General features: G+C 73.3%; 17 protein-coding genes. 9 read left to right on the top strand and 8 right to left on the bottom strand.

Features of this window, described 5'->3' with window-relative positions:
• The first annotated feature begins 162 nt into the window (after positions 1 to 162).
• On the top strand, positions 163 to 3,333 hold the full coding sequence (locus tag ACFCLZ_RS29610) for a putative bifunctional diguanylate cyclase/phosphodiesterase (RefSeq protein WP_380280930.1): 3,171 nt from the start codon (positions 163 to 165) through the stop codon (positions 3,331 to 3,333).
• Here ACFCLZ_RS29610 and ACFCLZ_RS29605 read toward each other — a convergent pair.
• Together ACFCLZ_RS29605 and ACFCLZ_RS29600 are read right to left on the bottom strand one after the other, a co-directional pair.
• Positions 3,330 to 3,701: a helix-turn-helix domain-containing protein gene (locus ACFCLZ_RS29605; protein ID WP_380280928.1), complete on the bottom strand. Its 372-nt coding sequence runs from the start codon at positions 3,699 to 3,701 to the stop codon at positions 3,330 to 3,332. The two genes, ACFCLZ_RS29610 and ACFCLZ_RS29605, sit on opposite strands and share 4 nt — an antisense overlap.
• Before the next feature lie 171 nt (positions 3,702 to 3,872).
• The gene (locus ACFCLZ_RS29600) at positions 3,873 to 4,535 is read right to left on the bottom strand and encodes a TetR/AcrR family transcriptional regulator (RefSeq protein WP_380280926.1); all 663 of its coding nucleotides are present in this window, start codon (positions 4,533 to 4,535) and stop codon (positions 3,873 to 3,875) included.
• A gap of 93 nt (positions 4,536 to 4,628) precedes the next feature.
• On the opposite strand from ACFCLZ_RS29600, the gene ACFCLZ_RS29595 reads away from it, so the two are divergent.
• Together ACFCLZ_RS29595 and ACFCLZ_RS29590 are read left to right on the top strand one after the other, a co-directional pair.
• Positions 4,629 to 5,666, top strand: coding sequence for an aldo/keto reductase (locus tag ACFCLZ_RS29595; RefSeq protein WP_380280925.1), 1,038 nt, complete (start codon positions 4,629 to 4,631; stop codon positions 5,664 to 5,666).
• 93 nt (positions 5,667 to 5,759) lie between these two features.
• Positions 5,760 to 6,251 carry a GNAT family N-acetyltransferase gene (locus tag ACFCLZ_RS29590; RefSeq protein ID WP_380286319.1) on the top strand — a complete coding sequence of 164 codons (492 nt, stop codon included), beginning with the start codon at positions 5,760 to 5,762 and terminating at the stop codon, positions 6,249 to 6,251.
• Here ACFCLZ_RS29590 and ACFCLZ_RS29585 read toward each other — a convergent pair whose 3' ends face one another.
• Together ACFCLZ_RS29585 and ACFCLZ_RS29580 are read right to left on the bottom strand one after the other, a co-directional pair.
• A complete protein-coding gene (locus ACFCLZ_RS29585; protein ID WP_380280923.1) occupies positions 6,252 to 6,467 on the bottom strand; it encodes a hypothetical protein in 216 nt (71 codons plus the stop codon).
• 60 nt (positions 6,468 to 6,527) lie between these two features.
• On the bottom strand, positions 6,528 to 7,160 hold the full coding sequence (locus tag ACFCLZ_RS29580) for a TetR/AcrR family transcriptional regulator (protein WP_380280921.1): 633 nt from the start codon (positions 7,158 to 7,160) through the stop codon (positions 6,528 to 6,530).
• A gap of 97 nt (positions 7,161 to 7,257) precedes the next feature.
• Between ACFCLZ_RS29580 and ACFCLZ_RS29575 the strand changes: the two genes are divergently transcribed.
• The 4 genes from ACFCLZ_RS29575 (at position 7,258) to ACFCLZ_RS29560 (ending at position 10,366) form a co-directional block, all read left to right on the top strand.
• Entirely contained in the window at positions 7,258 to 8,154 is an 897-nt protein-coding gene (locus tag ACFCLZ_RS29575) for an alpha/beta fold hydrolase (protein WP_380280919.1), read from the top strand.
• Between the two features lie 9 nt (positions 8,155 to 8,163).
• Positions 8,164 to 8,859 (top strand): hypothetical protein, encoded by a 696-nt coding sequence (locus ACFCLZ_RS29570; protein ID WP_380280917.1) that lies wholly within the window; start codon positions 8,164 to 8,166, stop codon positions 8,857 to 8,859.
• A gap of 140 nt (positions 8,860 to 8,999) precedes the next feature.
• Positions 9,000 to 9,941: a metallophosphoesterase gene (locus ACFCLZ_RS29565; RefSeq protein WP_380280915.1), complete on the top strand. Its 942-nt coding sequence runs from the start codon at positions 9,000 to 9,002 to the stop codon at positions 9,939 to 9,941.
• 62 nt (positions 9,942 to 10,003) lie between these two features.
• Positions 10,004 to 10,366 (top strand): hypothetical protein, encoded by a 363-nt coding sequence (locus ACFCLZ_RS29560; RefSeq protein ID WP_380280913.1) that lies wholly within the window; start codon positions 10,004 to 10,006, stop codon positions 10,364 to 10,366.
• A gap of 70 nt (positions 10,367 to 10,436) precedes the next feature.
• Here ACFCLZ_RS29560 and ACFCLZ_RS29555 read toward each other — a convergent pair whose 3' ends face one another.
• Positions 10,437 to 11,417, bottom strand: a complete 981-nt coding sequence (locus tag ACFCLZ_RS29555; protein WP_380280911.1) for a DUF4331 family protein — start codon at positions 11,415 to 11,417, stop codon at positions 10,437 to 10,439.
• Between the two features lie 257 nt (positions 11,418 to 11,674).
• Here ACFCLZ_RS29555 and ACFCLZ_RS29550 point away from each other — a divergent pair, with 257 nt between their 5' ends.
• Together ACFCLZ_RS29550 and ACFCLZ_RS29545 are read left to right on the top strand one after the other, a co-directional pair.
• Positions 11,675 to 12,613 carry a helix-turn-helix transcriptional regulator gene (locus ACFCLZ_RS29550; RefSeq protein ID WP_380280909.1) on the top strand — a complete coding sequence of 313 codons (939 nt, stop codon included), beginning with the start codon at positions 11,675 to 11,677 and terminating at the stop codon, positions 12,611 to 12,613.
• A gap of 228 nt (positions 12,614 to 12,841) precedes the next feature.
• Positions 12,842 to 13,150 (top strand): hypothetical protein, encoded by a 309-nt coding sequence (locus ACFCLZ_RS29545; protein WP_380280907.1) that lies wholly within the window; start codon positions 12,842 to 12,844, stop codon positions 13,148 to 13,150.
• 278 nt (positions 13,151 to 13,428) lie between these two features.
• Here the strand turns inward: ACFCLZ_RS29545 and ACFCLZ_RS29540 are convergent, their stop codons facing one another.
• The 3 genes from ACFCLZ_RS29540 to ACFCLZ_RS29530 are packed head-to-tail and all read right to left on the bottom strand — an operon-like array spanning position 13,429 to position 15,675.
• The gene (locus ACFCLZ_RS29540; protein WP_380280905.1) at positions 13,429 to 14,553 is read right to left on the bottom strand and encodes a methyltransferase domain-containing protein; all 1,125 of its coding nucleotides are present in this window, start codon (positions 14,551 to 14,553) and stop codon (positions 13,429 to 13,431) included.
• The gene (locus tag ACFCLZ_RS29535) at positions 14,550 to 15,413 is read right to left on the bottom strand and encodes an ATP-dependent carboxylate-amine ligase (RefSeq protein ID WP_380280903.1); all 864 of its coding nucleotides are present in this window, start codon (positions 15,411 to 15,413) and stop codon (positions 14,550 to 14,552) included. Before ACFCLZ_RS29535 ends, ACFCLZ_RS29540 begins: the two co-directional genes overlap by 4 nt.
• A 1-nt stretch (position 15,414) precedes the next feature.
• A complete protein-coding gene (locus ACFCLZ_RS29530; RefSeq protein WP_380280902.1) occupies positions 15,415 to 15,675 on the bottom strand; it encodes a hypothetical protein in 261 nt (86 codons plus the stop codon).
• Between the last annotated feature and the right edge of the window lie 9 nt (positions 15,676 to 15,684).

Here is a 15,684-nt window from a genome sequence, read left to right as displayed (position 1 = left end):
AATGCTGGGAGGTGCGACATTTCCGACTATACGCACTCAAGGCCCATTTCGAACGTCCGACCGGACCCTCCGGGGCCGGGCCGGACGCTCGCGAGCCCCTGCCCGGACCCCACCGCCCGTGCCCCCGGGCGGGCGTGGTGATGCCGAGGAGGAGGTAGCTCGTTGACACGTCGGCGCCAACGCCTGATGGTCTGTTACCTGGTGTGGATGGTGCTGTTCACCGGCATCTACTACACCAACCCCTCCCAGCGGATCATCTGGTGGACGGGCATCGGCCTGGGCGGCGTCGCCGCCATCGTGGTCGGCGTCCGGCTCAACCGCCCCTCCCACGCCGTCTACTGGTGCCTGCTGGCGCTCGCCAACCTCAGCTTCACCGCGGGCGAGGTGGTGCAGGTCGTCCAGATGCAGTTCCTGCACCTGGGCAGCCCCTTCCCGTCCATCGCGGACGGCTTCTACCTCGCCGAGTACCTGCTGTACGCGGCGGGCGTGTTGGGCTTCATCCGCTGGCGGACGGCGCATCAGGACCGGGCCAGCCTGCTGGACGCGCTCATCCTCACCATGGGCCTGGCGCTGCTCGCCTGGATCTACCTGATCCTGCCCTACGCCCGCAATCCGGACCTGGACTGGTTCCAGAAGGCCGTCTCGATCGCCTACCCGCTCGGCGACGTCGTCGTGCTCGCCCTGCTGCTGCGCCTGATCGTGCCGCGCGGCGGGGTCAGCCGCTCACTGCAGCTGCTCGCCGCCGGAACCGTCGGCCTGCTGGTCTCCGACATCCTGTACGGGCTGATCCTGCTGCACGGCGACTGGCGCATCGGCACCCCCGTCGACCTCGGCTGGGCCGCCTTCTACACCGCCTGGGGCGCGGCGGCGCTGCACCCCTCGATGGTCGAGCTGACCAGGCCCATCCCCAGCCAGCAGCCGGACATCGGCCCCGGGCGGCTCGCCCTGCTCGCCGCCGCCTCGCTGATCGCGCCGACCATCCTGATGGTCGAGGCGAGCAACGGGAACACCAGCAACGCCGGGGTCATCGGCGCCTTCTCCGCCGTCCTCTACCTGCTGGTACTGGCCCGGCTCGCGGTCGTGGTGCGCGCCCGCCGCCAGGCCGTCGCCCGGGAGCGGGCGCTGCGCGAGGCCGGCTCCGTGCTCACCGCGGCCGTCACCGTCGAGGAGGTCGCCGACGCCGTCCAGGCCGCCGCCTCCACCCTGATGCCCACCGAGCCCGGCCACGTCGCGCTGCTCGCCGTCACCGAGGGCGGCGTGCTGCACGTGCGGCACGCCGAGCGCGGCGCGGGCCGCCACCACCTCGGCGCCGGCGGCGGCTCCGACGAGGTGCTCGCCCTCGCCGCCTACCGGGAGACCAGGCTGCTGCCCGTCGAAGCCATCGGCAGCGGCCTCGCCGGCCGGCTCGACGGCATGCCGAGCGCCCTGCTGTGCCCGCTCACCCTCGCCGAGCGCCCCTCCGGCGACCCGCTGATCGGCGCGCTCATCGTCACCGGCACCGAACAGGAGCTGGCCAGCCTCTGGGGCTCGCTGGAGATCCTCGCCGCCCAGGCCGCCCTCGCCGTCGAGCGGGTCATGCTCAGCCAGGAGATCACCCGGCGCGACAGCGAGGCCTACTTCCGCACCCTGGTGCAGAGCGCCAGCGACGTCATCCTCATCCTCAACAACGACGACTCCGTGCGCTACGCCTCGGCGTCCTCCGCCGAACGCGTCCTCGGCTACCCGAGCCTCGACGGCACGCTGCTCACCGACCTCGTCCCGCCCGAGGACAGCCGCTCGGTCGGCAAGGCGCTGGCCCGGATGCGCAGCCCCGCCGTGGCCGGCGGCGCCCGCTCCGGCCTGGACACCCAGCGCGAGCACTGGCGGCTGCTGCGCGCCGACGGCTCGCCGATCGAGGCCGAGGTGCGGTGCAACGACCTGCGCGGCGATCCGACGGTCGGCGGCCTGGTGCTCACCCTGCGCGACGTCACCGAGCAGCGGCAGATGGAGCGCGAACTCACCCACCGGGCCTTCCACGACTCGCTCACCGGCCTGGCCAACCGGGTGCTCTTCCTGGACCGGGTCGGCCACGCGCTCTCCCGCAGCGAGCGCAGCGGCGCCGTCACCGGGGTGCTCTTCGTCGACCTGGACGACTTCAAGGTGGTCAACGACACCCAGGGCCACGCGGTGGGGGACGAGCTGCTGGTCGCCGTCTCGCTGCGGATCTCCACCGCGCTGCGCGCCTCCGACACGGCGGCCCGGCTCGGCGGCGACGAGTTCGCGGTGCTGGTGGAGGACGCGCTGGAGCCGGCCGACGTCGGGGTGATCGCGCAGGGCCTGCTGACGGCGTTCGCGGAGCCGTTCAAGCTGCGCGCGGGCGCGGTGCGGGTGTCGGCGTCGGTCGGGGTGGCGACGACGGAGGACAGCGTGGACGCCACCGAGCTGCTCAGCCACGCCGACCTGGCGCTGTACTCGGCCAAGGCGGCGGGCAAGCGGCAGTGGTGCCTCTACCAGCCGGCGCTGCAGGCCGGGCTGATGGCGCGGCACGAGCTGAACGAGAACCTGGACACCGCGATCGCCGAGTCCGCGTTCCGCCTGTACTACCAGCCGATCGTCGATCTGCGGACGGGGGAGCTGGTCGCCTTCGAGGCCCTGGTGCGGTGGCCGCACGACCGGCGCGGCATGGTGCTGCCCGACGAGTTCATCGCCCTCGCCGAGGAGAGCGGCCAGATCGTCCCGCTCGGCGCCTGGGTCCTGGAGCGCGCCGCCCAGGAGGCGGCCGCCTGGCACGCCCTCAGCACCCGCGCCCGCGCCGCCGCCGGCCTGCCCCCGCTGCGCGTCAACGTCAACGTCTCCGCCCGCCAGTTCCGCGACGCCGGCTTCGTCGACGTGGTCCGCGGCGCCCTGCGCTCCTCCGGCATCCCCCCGGAGTCCCTGGTCCTGGAGCTGACCGAGTCCGTCCTGATGCGCCGCGACGACCGCGTCCACACCGACATGGGCACCCTCGGCGAACTCGGCGTCGGCATCGCCATCGACGACTTCGGCACCGGCTACTCCTCGCTCTCCTACCTGCGCGAGTTCCCGATCTCCGTGCTGAAGATCGACAAGTCCTTCATCGACGGCCTCGGCCTCTCCCGGCAGCAGTACGCCCTCGTCGAAGGCATCACCCGGATCGCCGAGACCCTGGACGTCCAGGTCATCGCCGAGGGCATCGAACACCCCGAACAGCGCGACCTCCTCGCCGCCATGGGCTGCCCCCTCGGCCAGGGCTACCTCTTCGCCCACCCCCTCACCGCCGAGCAGGCCCAGTCCTTCATCACCCAGCACACCACCCCCCTGGAGCCCGGCGGCTAGGCAGCCGACCGCCCGGCCCCGGACGTGCCGCCGTCCCGTGGCGTCCGGTCGTCGTGGGGCGAGAACACGAAGGACGAGGCATCCCCGTCGAGGTCGATGGTGAGCGCAGCGTCCAGCGCCCGCGCGAGCCGCCGGAGCAGCGGCAGTGTCGGCAACGAATCACCGCCCTCGATCGTCGAGATCTGCGGCTGCGTCATACCGGCACGACGGGCCAGTTCGGTCTGGGACAGCCCGAGCGCGGTGCGCCGGTCGTACACCGCCTGCCCGAGCGCGAATGCGTACCCCGCCTCCACATAGGCCGCGGATTCCTCGACCGTCTCCCCCAGGAGCTTCCTGGTCCGCCGGGTCTTCCACTCGCCGTGGTTCACGGACTCTCCTCCTTGATCCGGTCGTACTCGTGCTCGGCCGACTCGCGAGCATGTCGGCAGCCCGCTCGACCTTGTCGTACTGGGCATCGGGAAGCAGCTCCAGCCACTGCCGGACCTCCGGCTCGATTTCGAGCCGCCACAGTTCTCGCACGGCAGCGACTATACAGAAATCTATATAGCCTCCGGCCCGGCCGGCCGGAAGGCGCCCGCCCTCGCCGCCGCCTCGGCGGCGTCGGCGGCGCGGTGGGCGGCGGCCTCGTCGAGGGGCTCGGGGGCGGTGAGCATGCGGTAGTAGAGGGGGGCGGAGACGGCGCGGACGACTTCGGCGGGGTCGGTGCCCGGTGGGAGGTCGCCGCGGTCGACGGCCTCCGTCACGCAGGGGGACCACTCCTCGACGCGGGCGCGGTAGAAGCGGTGGAGGGCCTCGGCGGCGGAGGCGTCGCAGGTGGCGGCGACCAGGACGGCGCGGAACAGGGCGCCCTGCCGGGGGTCGGCCAGGGTGCGCTGGACGAGGCGGGCGTTGGCCCGCAGGTCCTCGCGCAGGGAGCCGGTGCGGCTGCGCGGGAGGGACTGCTCGGCCATGTCGGTGAGGACGTCGGCGAGCAGCGCGCCGACCGAGCCCCACCGCCGGTAGACGGTGGTGCGCCCGACCTCCGCCCGCCGGGCGATGTCGCCGAGGTCGAGTCCGGCGAAGCCGACCTCGACGAGGGCGTCCTCGGCGGCCTTCAGCACGGCGGTCCGCACACGCGCCGTCCGGCCGCCCGGCCGCTGCATGCCCTGCATGCCCTGCGTGCCCTGCGTGCCGCTGGCGCCCTGCGTGCCCGATGAAGTCATTAACGGGACTCCTGTTCCATTAGTGTCGCCGACGGTGCTAGGGTCGGAGCCATCTTAACGGCACAGCAGTCCCGTTAGCGAAGGGAACCTCCCATGGAGTACCGCCGCCTCGGCGCGTCCGGCCTCACCGTCCCCGCCCTCTCCCTCGGCACCGGCACCTTCGGCGGCCGCGGCCCGCTCTTCGGCGCCTGGGGCAACACCGACGCCGCCGACGCCCGACGCCTGCTCGACATCGCCATCGACGCCGGCCTCACCCTCTTCGACACCGCCGACGTCTACTCCGACGGCGCCTCCGAGGAGGTCCTCGGCCAGGCGATCAAGGGCCGCCGCGACCAGGTGCTGATCTCCACCAAGGCCGGCCTGCCCGTCGGCGACGGCCCCAACGACGCCGGCACCTCCCGCGCCCGCCTCGTCACCGCCGTCGATGCCGCCCTGCGCCGCCTCGGCACCGACCACCTCGACCTCTTCCAGCTGCACGCCTTCGACGCCGCCACCCCCGTCGAGGAGGTGCTCGCCACCCTCGACGACCTGGTCCGCGCCGGGAAGGTCCGCTACACCGGCGTCTCCAACTTCTCCGGCTGGCAGCTGATGAAGTCCCTCGCCGCCGCCGACCGCGACGGCCGCCCCCGCTACGCCGCCCACCAGGTCTACTACTCCCTCGTCGGCCGCGACTACGAGTGGGAGCTGATGCCGCTCGCCCAGAACCAGGGTGTCGGCGCCCTGGTCTGGAGCCCGCTCGGCTGGGGCCGGCTCACCGGCAGGATCCGCCGCGGCGCCCCGGTCCCGGCCGGCAGCCGCCTGCACGACACCGCCGACTACGGCCCGCCGGTCGACGACGAGCTGCTGTACGACGTGGTGGACGCGCTGGACGCGATCGCCGAGGAGACCGGCCGCACCGTCCCCCAGGTCGCGATCAACTGGCTGCTGCGCCGCCCCACCGTCTCCTCGGTGATCATCGGCGCCCGCAACGAGGAGCAGCTGCGCCAGAACCTCGGCGCCGTCGGCTGGGAGCTGACGGCGGACCAGGTGGCCCGGCTGGACGCCGCGAGCCTGCGCACCGCGCCGTACCCCTACTTCCCGTACCGCCGCCAGGAGGCCTTCGCCCGCCTCAACCCGCCGCTCGCGGGGTGAGCGGTTCACGCCCCCGGAGCCCCGCCGGGGGCGTAAACCGCTTGTCACCGGGGCCGATGGCGGGGCATCGTCAACACCGTGATCGAAAACACCGTGATCGAACTGCGCGAACTGACCTCCGGCGACTGGCCGCTCTGGCGCGAGCTGCGCCTGGCCGCCCTGGCCGAGGCGCCGTACGCCTTCGGCTCCACGCTCGCCGCCTGGCAGGGCGAGGGCGACCGCGAGGAGCGCTGGCGCTCCCGGCTGGAGATCCCCGGCGCCCTCGACCTGGTCGCCTTCGTGGACGGCGAGCCGGCCGCGATGGCGACCGGCGTGCCGGAGGGCGGGCACGCCGAGCTGATCTCGATGTGGGTCGGCCCGAACGCCCGCGGCCGGGGCGTCGGCGCCCGGCTGATCGGCGCGATCGAGCAGTGGGCCGCCCGCCAGGGCTTCCCGGCCCTGCGCCTCGCCGTGATGCCGCACAACGCCCACGCCCTCGCCCTCTACGCGCGCACCGGCTTCACCGACACCGGCGAGCCGGGCGACCTCCTCCCCGACGGCGTGAGCCGCGAGATCCTGATGGCCAAGCCGTTGCGCGCCGCCTGATCAGGCGCCCCACAGGTACACGGTGAACGACGTGACCGCGTCCCCGAGGTCCCACGACCGGCCCTCGGTGAACACCCGGTGGCCCTGCTCCGGGACGTCGGCCGCCGCCGCGGTGGCCGAGGAGGCCGCGGTCGCCGCGGCGGTGAGGACGGACAGGGCCATCGTGGTCATCGCGGCTCCGCGCGGCGGCCGGAAGGGCTTCGTCGGCTCGGTCATGCCCCCAGCTTCCCGACCCCCGTCACCCGGCGGCCGGACATTCCCACGGCGTTCACCCGATCAACGGACCGTGGTGGACGCGGACTTGACGCCTCCGGGGAACAGCCTGCCGAGGTGGTAGCGCAGGACGGCCGCCGCGTCGTCGGCGGTGCGCTGGCCCAGCAGAACACTCAGGCCGAGGCCCGCGGAGACCGCGAGCAGGACGACGGCCTCCTGACGGGCGTCCAGCTGCGGGTCGGTGTCGCCGGCCCGCTGGGCGGCGGTCAACTGGGCCACCAGGAAGCCCTCCATCTCGTTGGGCGCGGCGAGGAAGGCCTGGCCCGCGAGCGCCGGATCGGTGACGGAGAGCACCGCGTACTCGGTGTAGACGAGGTGGAAGGTGCGGCTCTCGTCGTCCGTCGGGACGGCTTCGAGCAGCACCGCCTCGACGATGCCGCGCGGAGCCGTCGAGGATCCGGCCGCCCGCACGCGGTCGCGCACCCGCTCGCCCATGCGGACGGCGAGGCGGCCGAGGGCGGCGAGCAGCAGCTGCTCCTTGGTGTCGAAGTAGTACTGCACCAGCCGCACCGAGACGCCCGCCCCGGTCGCGACGGACCGCATGGTGACGGCGTGCAGGCCGTCGCTCGCCGCCACCCGCAGCAGGGCGTCGATGATGTGGGCGCGCCGTTCCTCGTGGTCCACCAGTTTGGGCATCGGGTTCCGGTTCCTCTCGGATTCTTTTATGGTACAAACATACCATCAAGAGCTGCTGCTTTGCCGCCTGCTTGCTCTGCGTTCCGGGAGGGGACCCATGACCAGGACAGCCATCGGACACTTCACCAGCGACGAGGCCCGCACCCGGTTCCTCGCCGCGTACGACCGCGCGATGGAGCTGTGGCCCGCCCCGCGCGAGGAACTGGACGTCGAGACCTCCTACGGCACCATCCACGTCCACCGCCATGGCCTCCGGACCGGCGAACCGGTCGTCCTGCTGCACGGCCACGCCGGGCACGCGTCCAACTGGTACCCGCAGGTCGCCGCCCTGGGCGAGCACCACCCGGTCTACGCGGTCGACACCCTCGACGACCCCGGCCGCAGCGTCCAACGCGCCGTCGCGGCCGGCCCCGAGGAGAACGCCGCCTGGCTCGACGAGGTCCTCGCCGGCCTCGGACTGGACCGCGTCCACCTGGTCGGCCTCTCCTACGGCGGCTGGCTGGCCCTCAACCAGGCCGTCCACGCGCCCGGACGCCTCGCCTCCGTCGCCCCGCTGGACCCCGGCGGCATCGGGAAGGTCCCCGCACGGTTCTACGCCCATATGATCGGCGGCCTGTTCGGCATGCTCGCCCCCCGGCGCTGGCGCCCCGCCCTGGGCCGCCTGCTCGCCAACCCCGCGCTCAGCTCGCCGCCCGAGATGATCGCCCCCCTGATGCTGGCGATGCGGACCTACAAGCCCACCACCCGCCCGCCGGCCCGCCCCTTCACCGACGAGGAACTGCGCTCCATCCGCCTGCCCGCCCTCGTCCTCCTCGGCCGGCGCAGCGCCCTCCTCCGCCCGGGCCCGGCCCTCGCCCGGGTCACCGCGCTGATCCCGGGCGTCCGGGCCGAGATCGTGGAACACGCCGGCCACGGCCTCAACCTGGAACGCCCCGATGTCGTCAACGACCATCTGCTGCGTTTCATCGGCGGTGCCGTCGGTGGAGCCCGCTAGCCTCCGGGAATGGCGAACTCTTCCTATCTGTGTGCCACCGACGTGGCCTCCCTCTACCCCTCCAGCCAGGTGCCGGGCTTCGACCCGCGGGGCGGGGTCGTCGCCCATGACGTCTCCGGCGTTCCGCTGCTCTGGCTCGCCCTGTTCCGCCCCGCCGACCTCGTGACGGGCGTCTTCGCGATCGACGAGGACGACCTGGACGAGGACGAGGACGAGGACGGCGAGGTGGAGGCCACCGCGCCGCTGGTGGCCAAGGACCGCGCGCTCGCCCAGCTCGACGCCGCGCTTCCGGCGCTGAACGCGCTGTTCGCCGCCGAGGGCCCGCTCGACGCCCACGCCGCCCTGCTGCGGCGCGCGGTCGAGAAGGCGCCGGGCGCCTTCGTGACGATCGAGTTGGAGGAGATCGAAGGCGTGTGGGAGGAGGAGGGCGCGTTCCAGCCCACCCTCCGCGCCGCGCTGGCCGGGCTCGACGGCGGCCTCGACGGCGGGCTCGACGGTGTCCGCGACGGCGGGACGGATCCGGCGGCGGACCGGGCCCGGCTGATCGAGCTGTCGCGGCTGCGGCCCGGCCGCCCGTTCCCGCCCGCCCGGCTGCTCCTCGACGGACTGGAGGCGGAGGACGACGACTACTGGAACCTCGTGCGACTGCTCGGCACGAGCTTCGACGCCGAGGTGCCGTGGGAGACGCCGGCGGCGAACGGCTGACCCGGCGGCAACTCCCCGTACCGCAAGGAAGTGATCCGCAGAAATTCACACAACTGCCATTTGGCAGTTCTGCCACTTCTCTAGCGTCGGTGGGGCCCGACCACGGACCCGGGGCCGGGCCCCCCAGAGTGAGGCCGCGCATGAACCACGACGACACCATCGGCATCGTCCAGATCTCCGACACCCACTTCCGCACCGCCCCCGGTGCGCGCTCGTTCGTCGCCCACGAGCCCGAGGACGGCCTCGCGGCGGTGCTCGCCGAAGCGGCGGGCACGATCGGGGACGCCGCGCTGGTGGTCGCCACCGGCGACCTGGCGGACCTCGGCGAGCCCGGCGCCTACGAGCGCCTGGGCGGGATGCTGGACCGGCTGCCCACCCCCGTCTACTGCCTCGGCGGCAACCACGACCGCCAGGAGCCGATGCAGGCCTGCCTCCCCCGCCCCAACGTGCACCTCGAACCCGCCGTCCGGGTCGGCAACTGGCTGATGCTGTTCGTGGACGCCAACGCCCACGGACGCGAGGCCGCGGGCGACGGCACCTTCCGCGACCTCGACGACCGGGTCCACCGGGCCGGCCAGCCCGGCCTCACCCCGGTCGAGGAGCAGCGCGCCCGCGCGATCCTGACCGCCACCGCGGCGGAGCACGTGTTCCTCTGGCTCCACCAGCCGCCGCTGCCCCACACCGCCCCGGACACCGAGCGCTACCGCGAACTCACCCAGCTGGTCCGCGACTTCCCCAAGATCCGGGCGATCGGCGCCGGCCATCTGCACGGCGACCTCTCCGGCGAGTTCGAGGGCCGACCGGTCTACGTCGCCCCGTCCAGCTTCATGAGCCTCGACATGTCCGCCCGCGCCTTCGAGGGCCCCGGCTACCGCACCTACCGCCTCCACGCCGACGGCCGCGTCGACACCGAGGTCCACACCGTCCCCGGCCCGATGACCGACGCCATGCGCGCCACCCCCCTGCCGTCCTTCCTCCTCGACATGATGACCGGCCGCATCACCGGCCGGGAGCTCAACGCCCTCAGCGACGCCGAGTTCGAGGCCCGCTACGGCGAGCGCCGCCCCCTGGCCCACGTGTAGTCCCGTCCGCACCGCCGCTCCGCCCTCCGCCGGTTGTCAGTGCGGGCTGGCAAGCTGCGCCCATGAGTTACGACCTTGCCGTGTGGGAGGGCGAGCGGCCCGCCGACGACGCCGCCGCCAGCCAGTGCTTCAACGACCTGTACGACCGCTACGTCGACGCGGACGGCCCCGACATCCCCCCGACCGAGCGCATCGCCGCCTACGTCGCCGCCCTCCTCGAACGCTGGCCCGACCTCACCGAGGACGAGCACGACACCTCCCCGTGGTCGGCCTGCCCCCTGATCGCCGAGGCCAGCGGCCCCCTGATCTACTTCCCGATCCGCTGGAGCATGGTGATGGAGACGGCCGTCTACGCCGCACAGCTCGCCTCCTCGATGGGCCTCAACTGCTACGACCCGCAGAACCAGTGCCTCATCCCCGAGTGATCGCGGAGAAGTCCGACCGGGAGTGGGAAGTCGCTCCCGCCGACTTCCCACTCCCGCGCGTGTGCGGCGGTTACCCGGCCGGGGGGTACGGGTGGGGGTGGCCGAGGTGGGGGAAGGTGGGGAGCAGGTCGGTGTGCGGGGGGATGTGGTCGGTGGTGACCTTGCCGCCGGAGATCATGGTGAGGCGCGCGGAGGTCACGTCGTCGGTGAGGGTGCGGCCGTTGGGGTAGGTGGCGGGGCGGGAACGGTCGTAGCGCAGGACGTCGGGGAGGACGAGCTTCAGCGTCTCGGTGGCGGCGTCGGTGGTGTAGTCGCCGGTGTGCTGCAGGACGGCCGTCCACGGCTCGCGGTACTTGTCCCAGTCGTCGGCCGGCTCCCCCGTGTTGTACAGGTCCTTGACCTCCTCCGCGTTGAAGTACGCGGTGAGGGACGGGTGGGCGCCGCGGTCGACGGAGACGAGCTGCCCGTCCTGGTGGAGGCTGACCCGCGCCCACACGCCGATCGCCGGCTCCGGGCCCAGGTCGGTGTCCGGCACTTCGAGGGCGATGCCGAAGATGTTGGCCTGCGCCATCGCGTCCTTGCCGGTCCAGGTGAAGTTGTCGACGATCCCTTCGAGGTCCGCGAAGAAGGGGTCGCTGCGCAGCCCGACCGAGAGCCGGTAGCCGCCGTAGGGGGACGCGACGACGTGCGGCGCGTCACCGAAGGACACCGGCGCGTCGGCGAAGACGACGTCGCCCGAGGCCTCGTGCCGCTGCGCCGCCTCCCCGGTGGCGCGGCGGACGGTGACGGTCTGGGCCCCGGCGACCGGGGCCGAGAAGGTGAACGAGTACGCGACGTCGGCGCGGTTGTCGCCGTCGTTGTCGATGTTGATGCGGTAGACGGCGTCCGGGTGGAACTCCGCGCCGCCGGTGGGGGCGTACGGGTTCACGTTCATGAGGAGGACGGTTCGGCCGAGGGCGTCGGGGGCCGGGAAGGCGAACAGGTCGGTGAGGTCGAGCCGGGCGTCGCCGCGCGGTGAGCGGAGGTTCGGTCCGCTGAGGTGATGGGACATGGCGGTAGAGCTACCAGGGCGCCCCGGACGGGAGCGGGAGGACACCCGGGCACACGCCGACCGTCCGCCGATTGGCGGCCGAAGGGCCGGTGGGGAGACGGCCGTGCCGCGGTGGCCAGTTGGGCCCCGGGCGCTGGGTGTTGGGCGTGGCGCGTGGCCATTTCGAAGCGGTCCGTCGGCGAACCACCCGGGAACGCGGTGATGCTGGAGCGACGGCTTGCCGGCTCGGCGAGGGAAGCGACCAGGAGGGGGCGGAGATGTCCGTGAGGATGGTGTGCGCGGCCGGGGTCGGCGGTCTGCCGGCGCGCATACGGCGGCTGGAGCTGGGCCCGGTGGCGCTGTCGGGAACGTCGTACCCGCCGTCCCCGCCGTCCCCGGTGCCCGACGCCCCACCCCCGCCGTCCCCGGCGCCGCGTGCACGGTACGAGGCGGCGGCGGCGCGGCAGTCGGGCGAGCAGTCGTACCACCTGACCCTGCTGACCGCCGACGGCCGGAGCGGGGCGTCGGGCGCCGGGGACCTCCTCGTCGACAGCCCGCACGCCTTCGACCTGTGGTGCTTCGGCGTCGGCCGGCCCGCCCGGGAGGAGCTCCGGATCGCCGACCTGGGCGTCGACCTGCCGGCCTCGCTGCTGCCGGTGCCGCCGCACCGGCTGCGCGGCCTGCTCGGGCGGCGGCTGTCCGGGCGGGAGGGCACGGGCGCGCTGCTGGCGGAGTTCCTGCGCGCCCTGGACCGCGAGGCGGCGGCCCTGGGGCCGGCCGAGGCGTCCTCCCTCGGGACGGTCGTGGTCGACCTGGTCGCCGTCTGGATCGCCCGGGAACTCGCCACGGGGACGGCGCTGTCGCAGGAGGCCCGGCAGTTGGCCGTGGTGGAGGGCATCCGGGAGTTCATCCGGCACAACCTCCACGACCCCGACCTGACCCCGCCCGTGATCGCCGCCGCCCACCACATCTCCGTCAGCCACCTGCACCGCCTGTTCACCCGGTACTCCCACGGCGAGACCGTCGCCGCGTTCATCCGCGGCCGGCGGCTCCGGAAGGCCCACCGCGACCTCGCCGACCCGGCCCTGCGCGCCCTGCCGATCCACAGCGTCGCCGCACGCTGCGGCCTCCCCCGCGCCTCCGAGTTCGGCCGCGCCTTCAAGGCCGCCTACGGGCTCACCCCGCGCGAACACCGCCACCGCTCGCTGTCCGGGTAATTCGGCACTGCGTCGCGGGATCTGTGCACGGCGTCTGATCATCCGCTTTCACTCTGCCGATCGCTTCGCAGCCGTCCTAGCCTCATTCATGAATTCAGCGGCCTTCACCCGAAGCGCGAGAAATGCGGGGGCGGCTGCGATTCCGGTCGGTATCGCCCGAAAGCGCCGTTGCCGACCGCCGGTACGGGCCCGCGACCGGGCCTGTTTCGAGACCCATGAGGAGACGTCATGCTCAAGATGCGCACCCTGGCGGCATCGGCCATCGCCGCCGCTTCGCTCACGCTCGGCGTGTTCAGCGCCTCGCCGGCGTCGGCGACCACGACGGGCAACGACTGCACCACGTGGAACGACAGCAACACGTTCGGCGTCTACTGTTCCCAGACGACGACGTCCACCTACTACCAGGCCTGGGCCCAGTGCAACAACGGCCAGACCGTGTACGGGGTCTGGCGCCAGGCGGGCGACGGCGTCTGGAGCTACGCGTACTGCAGCAGCGTGGGCTCCTCGCTGCACCACGGCGGCATCCGCTACCTCTGACGGTTGCCCGGCGCCCGCCGCAGAACCGCCCACCGCAGAACCCGAAGGCTGCCGGGACTCTCCCGCACGGGAATCCCGGCAGCCTTCGGGCACGGTGCAGTGGCGTCGGAACGCGGGCGGATCCCGGACCGTCCTCGCACGGAAAGAATTCGGTCATCTTTCCGTGCGAACCTCCCGAACACCCATCGCCCCTGTTCAATAGCCCACCCGCGCCGCACATCCGGGACATCGGATACGGGATACCGGATATCGGATCACCGGTCGCGCGAATCCGGCATTCAGAGCGCCCAGGACATTGCCTCTCCGCCCGGCGCCGTATAGCCGACCAGTTGCGGGCCGTCGACGCCGACAGCGATGCTGCACCACTCGCGCCGGGGGCGGTGGCGGCGGCGCCAGTCGGTGTGGGCGGACTCGACCAGCCGCCAGAGGTCACGCGGCCCGCCGGCGGTCACGGTGGACGGCCGGCCGGGGTGGTCCTCGACGTGGACCGTCGAGCCGTCCGTCGGGTCGTGGAGCACGCCGCCGTCCCGGACGACGGCCGGGGGCAGCCGCAGGCCGGCCCAGAACGAGAAGGCGTGGTCGTCCAGCACCCGTGCGCCGACGACGCTCGTCCGCCGCCCGCCCGCCCCCGGCACGACACCGGCCGCCTCCGTGCACCCGTCTGCCCGCAGGGGCATGAACGCGGCCGGCCGGTACAGGAACCGGCCCGCCGCGCCGCCGTCGGGCAGCTTGGTGAGGCAGGCGACGGCGCCCCCGCCCAGGGCGTTGCCGATCGGCGCGACGATCACCCCGCCGGTCGCGCACTGGTCCAGCCAGGCCTGCGGGACGCGGCGGACCGAACAGGTCGCAATGATCCGGTCGAACGGCCCGCCGCCCGGGCAGCCGTTCGCGCCGTCCGCCACGCGCACGGTCGCGGCCTCGAACCCCGCCCCGCCCAGCCGCTCCCGCGCCGCGTCCACCAGGCGCCCGGTGCGGTCGACCGTGGTGACGTTCCCCGCTCCCGCGAGGTGACAGAGCAGCGCGGCGTTGTACCCGGTCCCCGTGCCCACCTCCCACACCCGGTCCCCGGGCCGGACGTCGAGCGCGTCCAGCATCTCCGCCATCAGCCCGGGCGCCGTGGACGAGGACGTCGCCGCCCCGCCCACCCCCGCGCCCGGCGCGTCCTCCGCGTGCACCCCGTCCACCTCGGTGACCAGCACCTCGTCCGCGTACACCGCCCGCAGCCACCCGCCGTCCTCGCTTCGCACGGGCCGGTACACCCTGCCCTCCCGCCGGAAGAACGCCGGCACGAACGCATGCCTCGGCACGTTCAGGAACGCCTCCACCACCCGCGAGGACAGCACCGACGCCCCCCGCTCGACCTCCCTCGCCAGCCGGATCCTCGCGTCGAGATCGGCGGTCATCCCATGGCCCCTTCCAGATAGTCACAGATGGCGGCGGTGATGGGCAGCCCCGTCGCCTGCTCCACGAACCCGTACTGCCCGTTGGGGTTCACCTCCAGGAACACCCACTCCCCGGACGGCGTCACGACGAAGTCGAACGCACCGTACGGCAGGCCGAGTTGACCGAGCACACGGCGCACCCCGGCGGCCACCTCGGGCGGCGGCTCGCAGACGCGGTAGCGGAGGCTGTCGTAGTCGCTGCGCCAGTCCGTCCGGGCCGCCTCCGACTCCGCGTGGATCTCGGCGGCGAACACCCGCCGCCCGACCACGGTGAGCCGCACCTCGTAGGCCTTGGGCACCCACTCCTGGAACAGGTGGGCCGTGGAGGCGACGGCCGGGTGCCCGAGGTCCTCCGGCCCGAGCACACTCGCGTAGACCGCCACCGTCCGCCCGCCGGCCGTCCCCCGGATCGGGGTGAACGGCTTGTAGACGACGGGCCCACCGGCCCTCGCGGCGAACTCCCGTGCGGCTTCGGGCCGGTTGGTGATCAGCGTCCGCGGCACCCGCAGCCCGCACTCCGCCGCCACCCGGAGCTGGAGGGGCTTGGACTCGGCCTCCGCGGCCCGCCCCGGCGGCGGGAGCCACCGGGGCGGCAGTGCCGACAGCAGGCCGCCGAACCCGCCCCGGGCTTCGGCGGCCGCCACCGCCCTTGCCTCCGACGGCAGTTCGGGCGGGAACTCGGACGACGGGAACCACGCCGTGTCCGCCCGGAACACCGGCACCGCACGCCGGTTGAGCTCCTCGACCACCAGATCGGCGGTCGGATCGAACGTCCCCGTGATCACGAGAACGGTGCCGCAGCCGGAGTCGGAGTCAGGCATCTCAGTCGTTGCTGCTTCCCGGGTCGTCCGGCGCGTCCATCTGCCCGGACGGCTGCGTCGGCCCGTACGTCTTGGGCGGGTTGCTGGTCATGTAGACGCCGGGCGGCATACCGGCGTAGCTGCAGGTCTGCGCCTCCTCGTCGTACACGAGGTCGCAGGCCAAGATTCCTCCGGCCCCCGTGACCGGCCTCAGGAACCGAAACGCGAACGGACTCCCCGGCCCGCCCAGGTCGTCCAGCACCGGCAACGTCGCGATGGACATGATTTTCCC

The sequence above is a fragment of the Kitasatospora purpeofusca genome (assembly GCF_042691725.1).
GTDB lineage: Bacteria > Actinomycetota > Actinomycetes > Streptomycetales > Streptomycetaceae > Kitasatospora > Kitasatospora purpeofusca_B.
Note: the sequence above shows the minus strand (reverse complement) of the source record. Positions and strands in the feature narration are given on the sequence as shown.

Excerpts from the sequence above, each read along its gene's own strand:
- ACFCLZ_RS29535 (WP_380280903.1), bottom strand. The coding sequence starts at position 15,413 with ATGCCTGACTCCGACTCCGGCTGCGGCACCGTTCTCGTGATCACGGGG.
- ACFCLZ_RS29565 (WP_380280915.1), top strand. The coding sequence starts at position 9,000 with ATGAACCACGACGACACCATCGGCATCGTCCAGATCTCCGACACCCAC.
- ACFCLZ_RS29540 (WP_380280905.1), bottom strand. The coding sequence starts at position 14,553 with ATGACCGCCGATCTCGACGCGAGGATCCGGCTGGCGAGGGAGGTCGAG.
- ACFCLZ_RS29560 (WP_380280913.1), top strand. The coding sequence starts at position 10,004 with ATGAGTTACGACCTTGCCGTGTGGGAGGGCGAGCGGCCCGCCGACGAC.
- ACFCLZ_RS29600 (WP_380280926.1), bottom strand. The coding sequence starts at position 4,535 with ATGACTTCATCGGGCACGCAGGGCGCCAGCGGCACGCAGGGCACGCAG.
- ACFCLZ_RS29580 (WP_380280921.1), bottom strand. The coding sequence starts at position 7,160 with ATGCCCAAACTGGTGGACCACGAGGAACGGCGCGCCCACATCATCGAC.
- ACFCLZ_RS29555 (WP_380280911.1), bottom strand. The coding sequence starts at position 11,417 with ATGTCCCATCACCTCAGCGGACCGAACCTCCGCTCACCGCGCGGCGAC.
- ACFCLZ_RS29595 (WP_380280925.1), top strand. The coding sequence starts at position 4,629 with ATGGAGTACCGCCGCCTCGGCGCGTCCGGCCTCACCGTCCCCGCCCTC.
- ACFCLZ_RS29550 (WP_380280909.1), top strand. The coding sequence starts at position 11,675 with ATGTCCGTGAGGATGGTGTGCGCGGCCGGGGTCGGCGGTCTGCCGGCG.
- ACFCLZ_RS29545 (WP_380280907.1), top strand. The coding sequence starts at position 12,842 with ATGCTCAAGATGCGCACCCTGGCGGCATCGGCCATCGCCGCCGCTTCG.
- ACFCLZ_RS29570 (WP_380280917.1), top strand. The coding sequence starts at position 8,164 with ATGGCGAACTCTTCCTATCTGTGTGCCACCGACGTGGCCTCCCTCTAC.
- ACFCLZ_RS29530 (WP_380280902.1), bottom strand. The coding sequence starts at position 15,675 with ATGTCCATCGCGACGTTGCCGGTGCTGGACGACCTGGGCGGGCCGGGG.
- ACFCLZ_RS29575 (WP_380280919.1), top strand. The coding sequence starts at position 7,258 with ATGACCAGGACAGCCATCGGACACTTCACCAGCGACGAGGCCCGCACC.
- ACFCLZ_RS29585 (WP_380280923.1), bottom strand. The coding sequence starts at position 6,467 with ATGACCGAGCCGACGAAGCCCTTCCGGCCGCCGCGCGGAGCCGCGATG.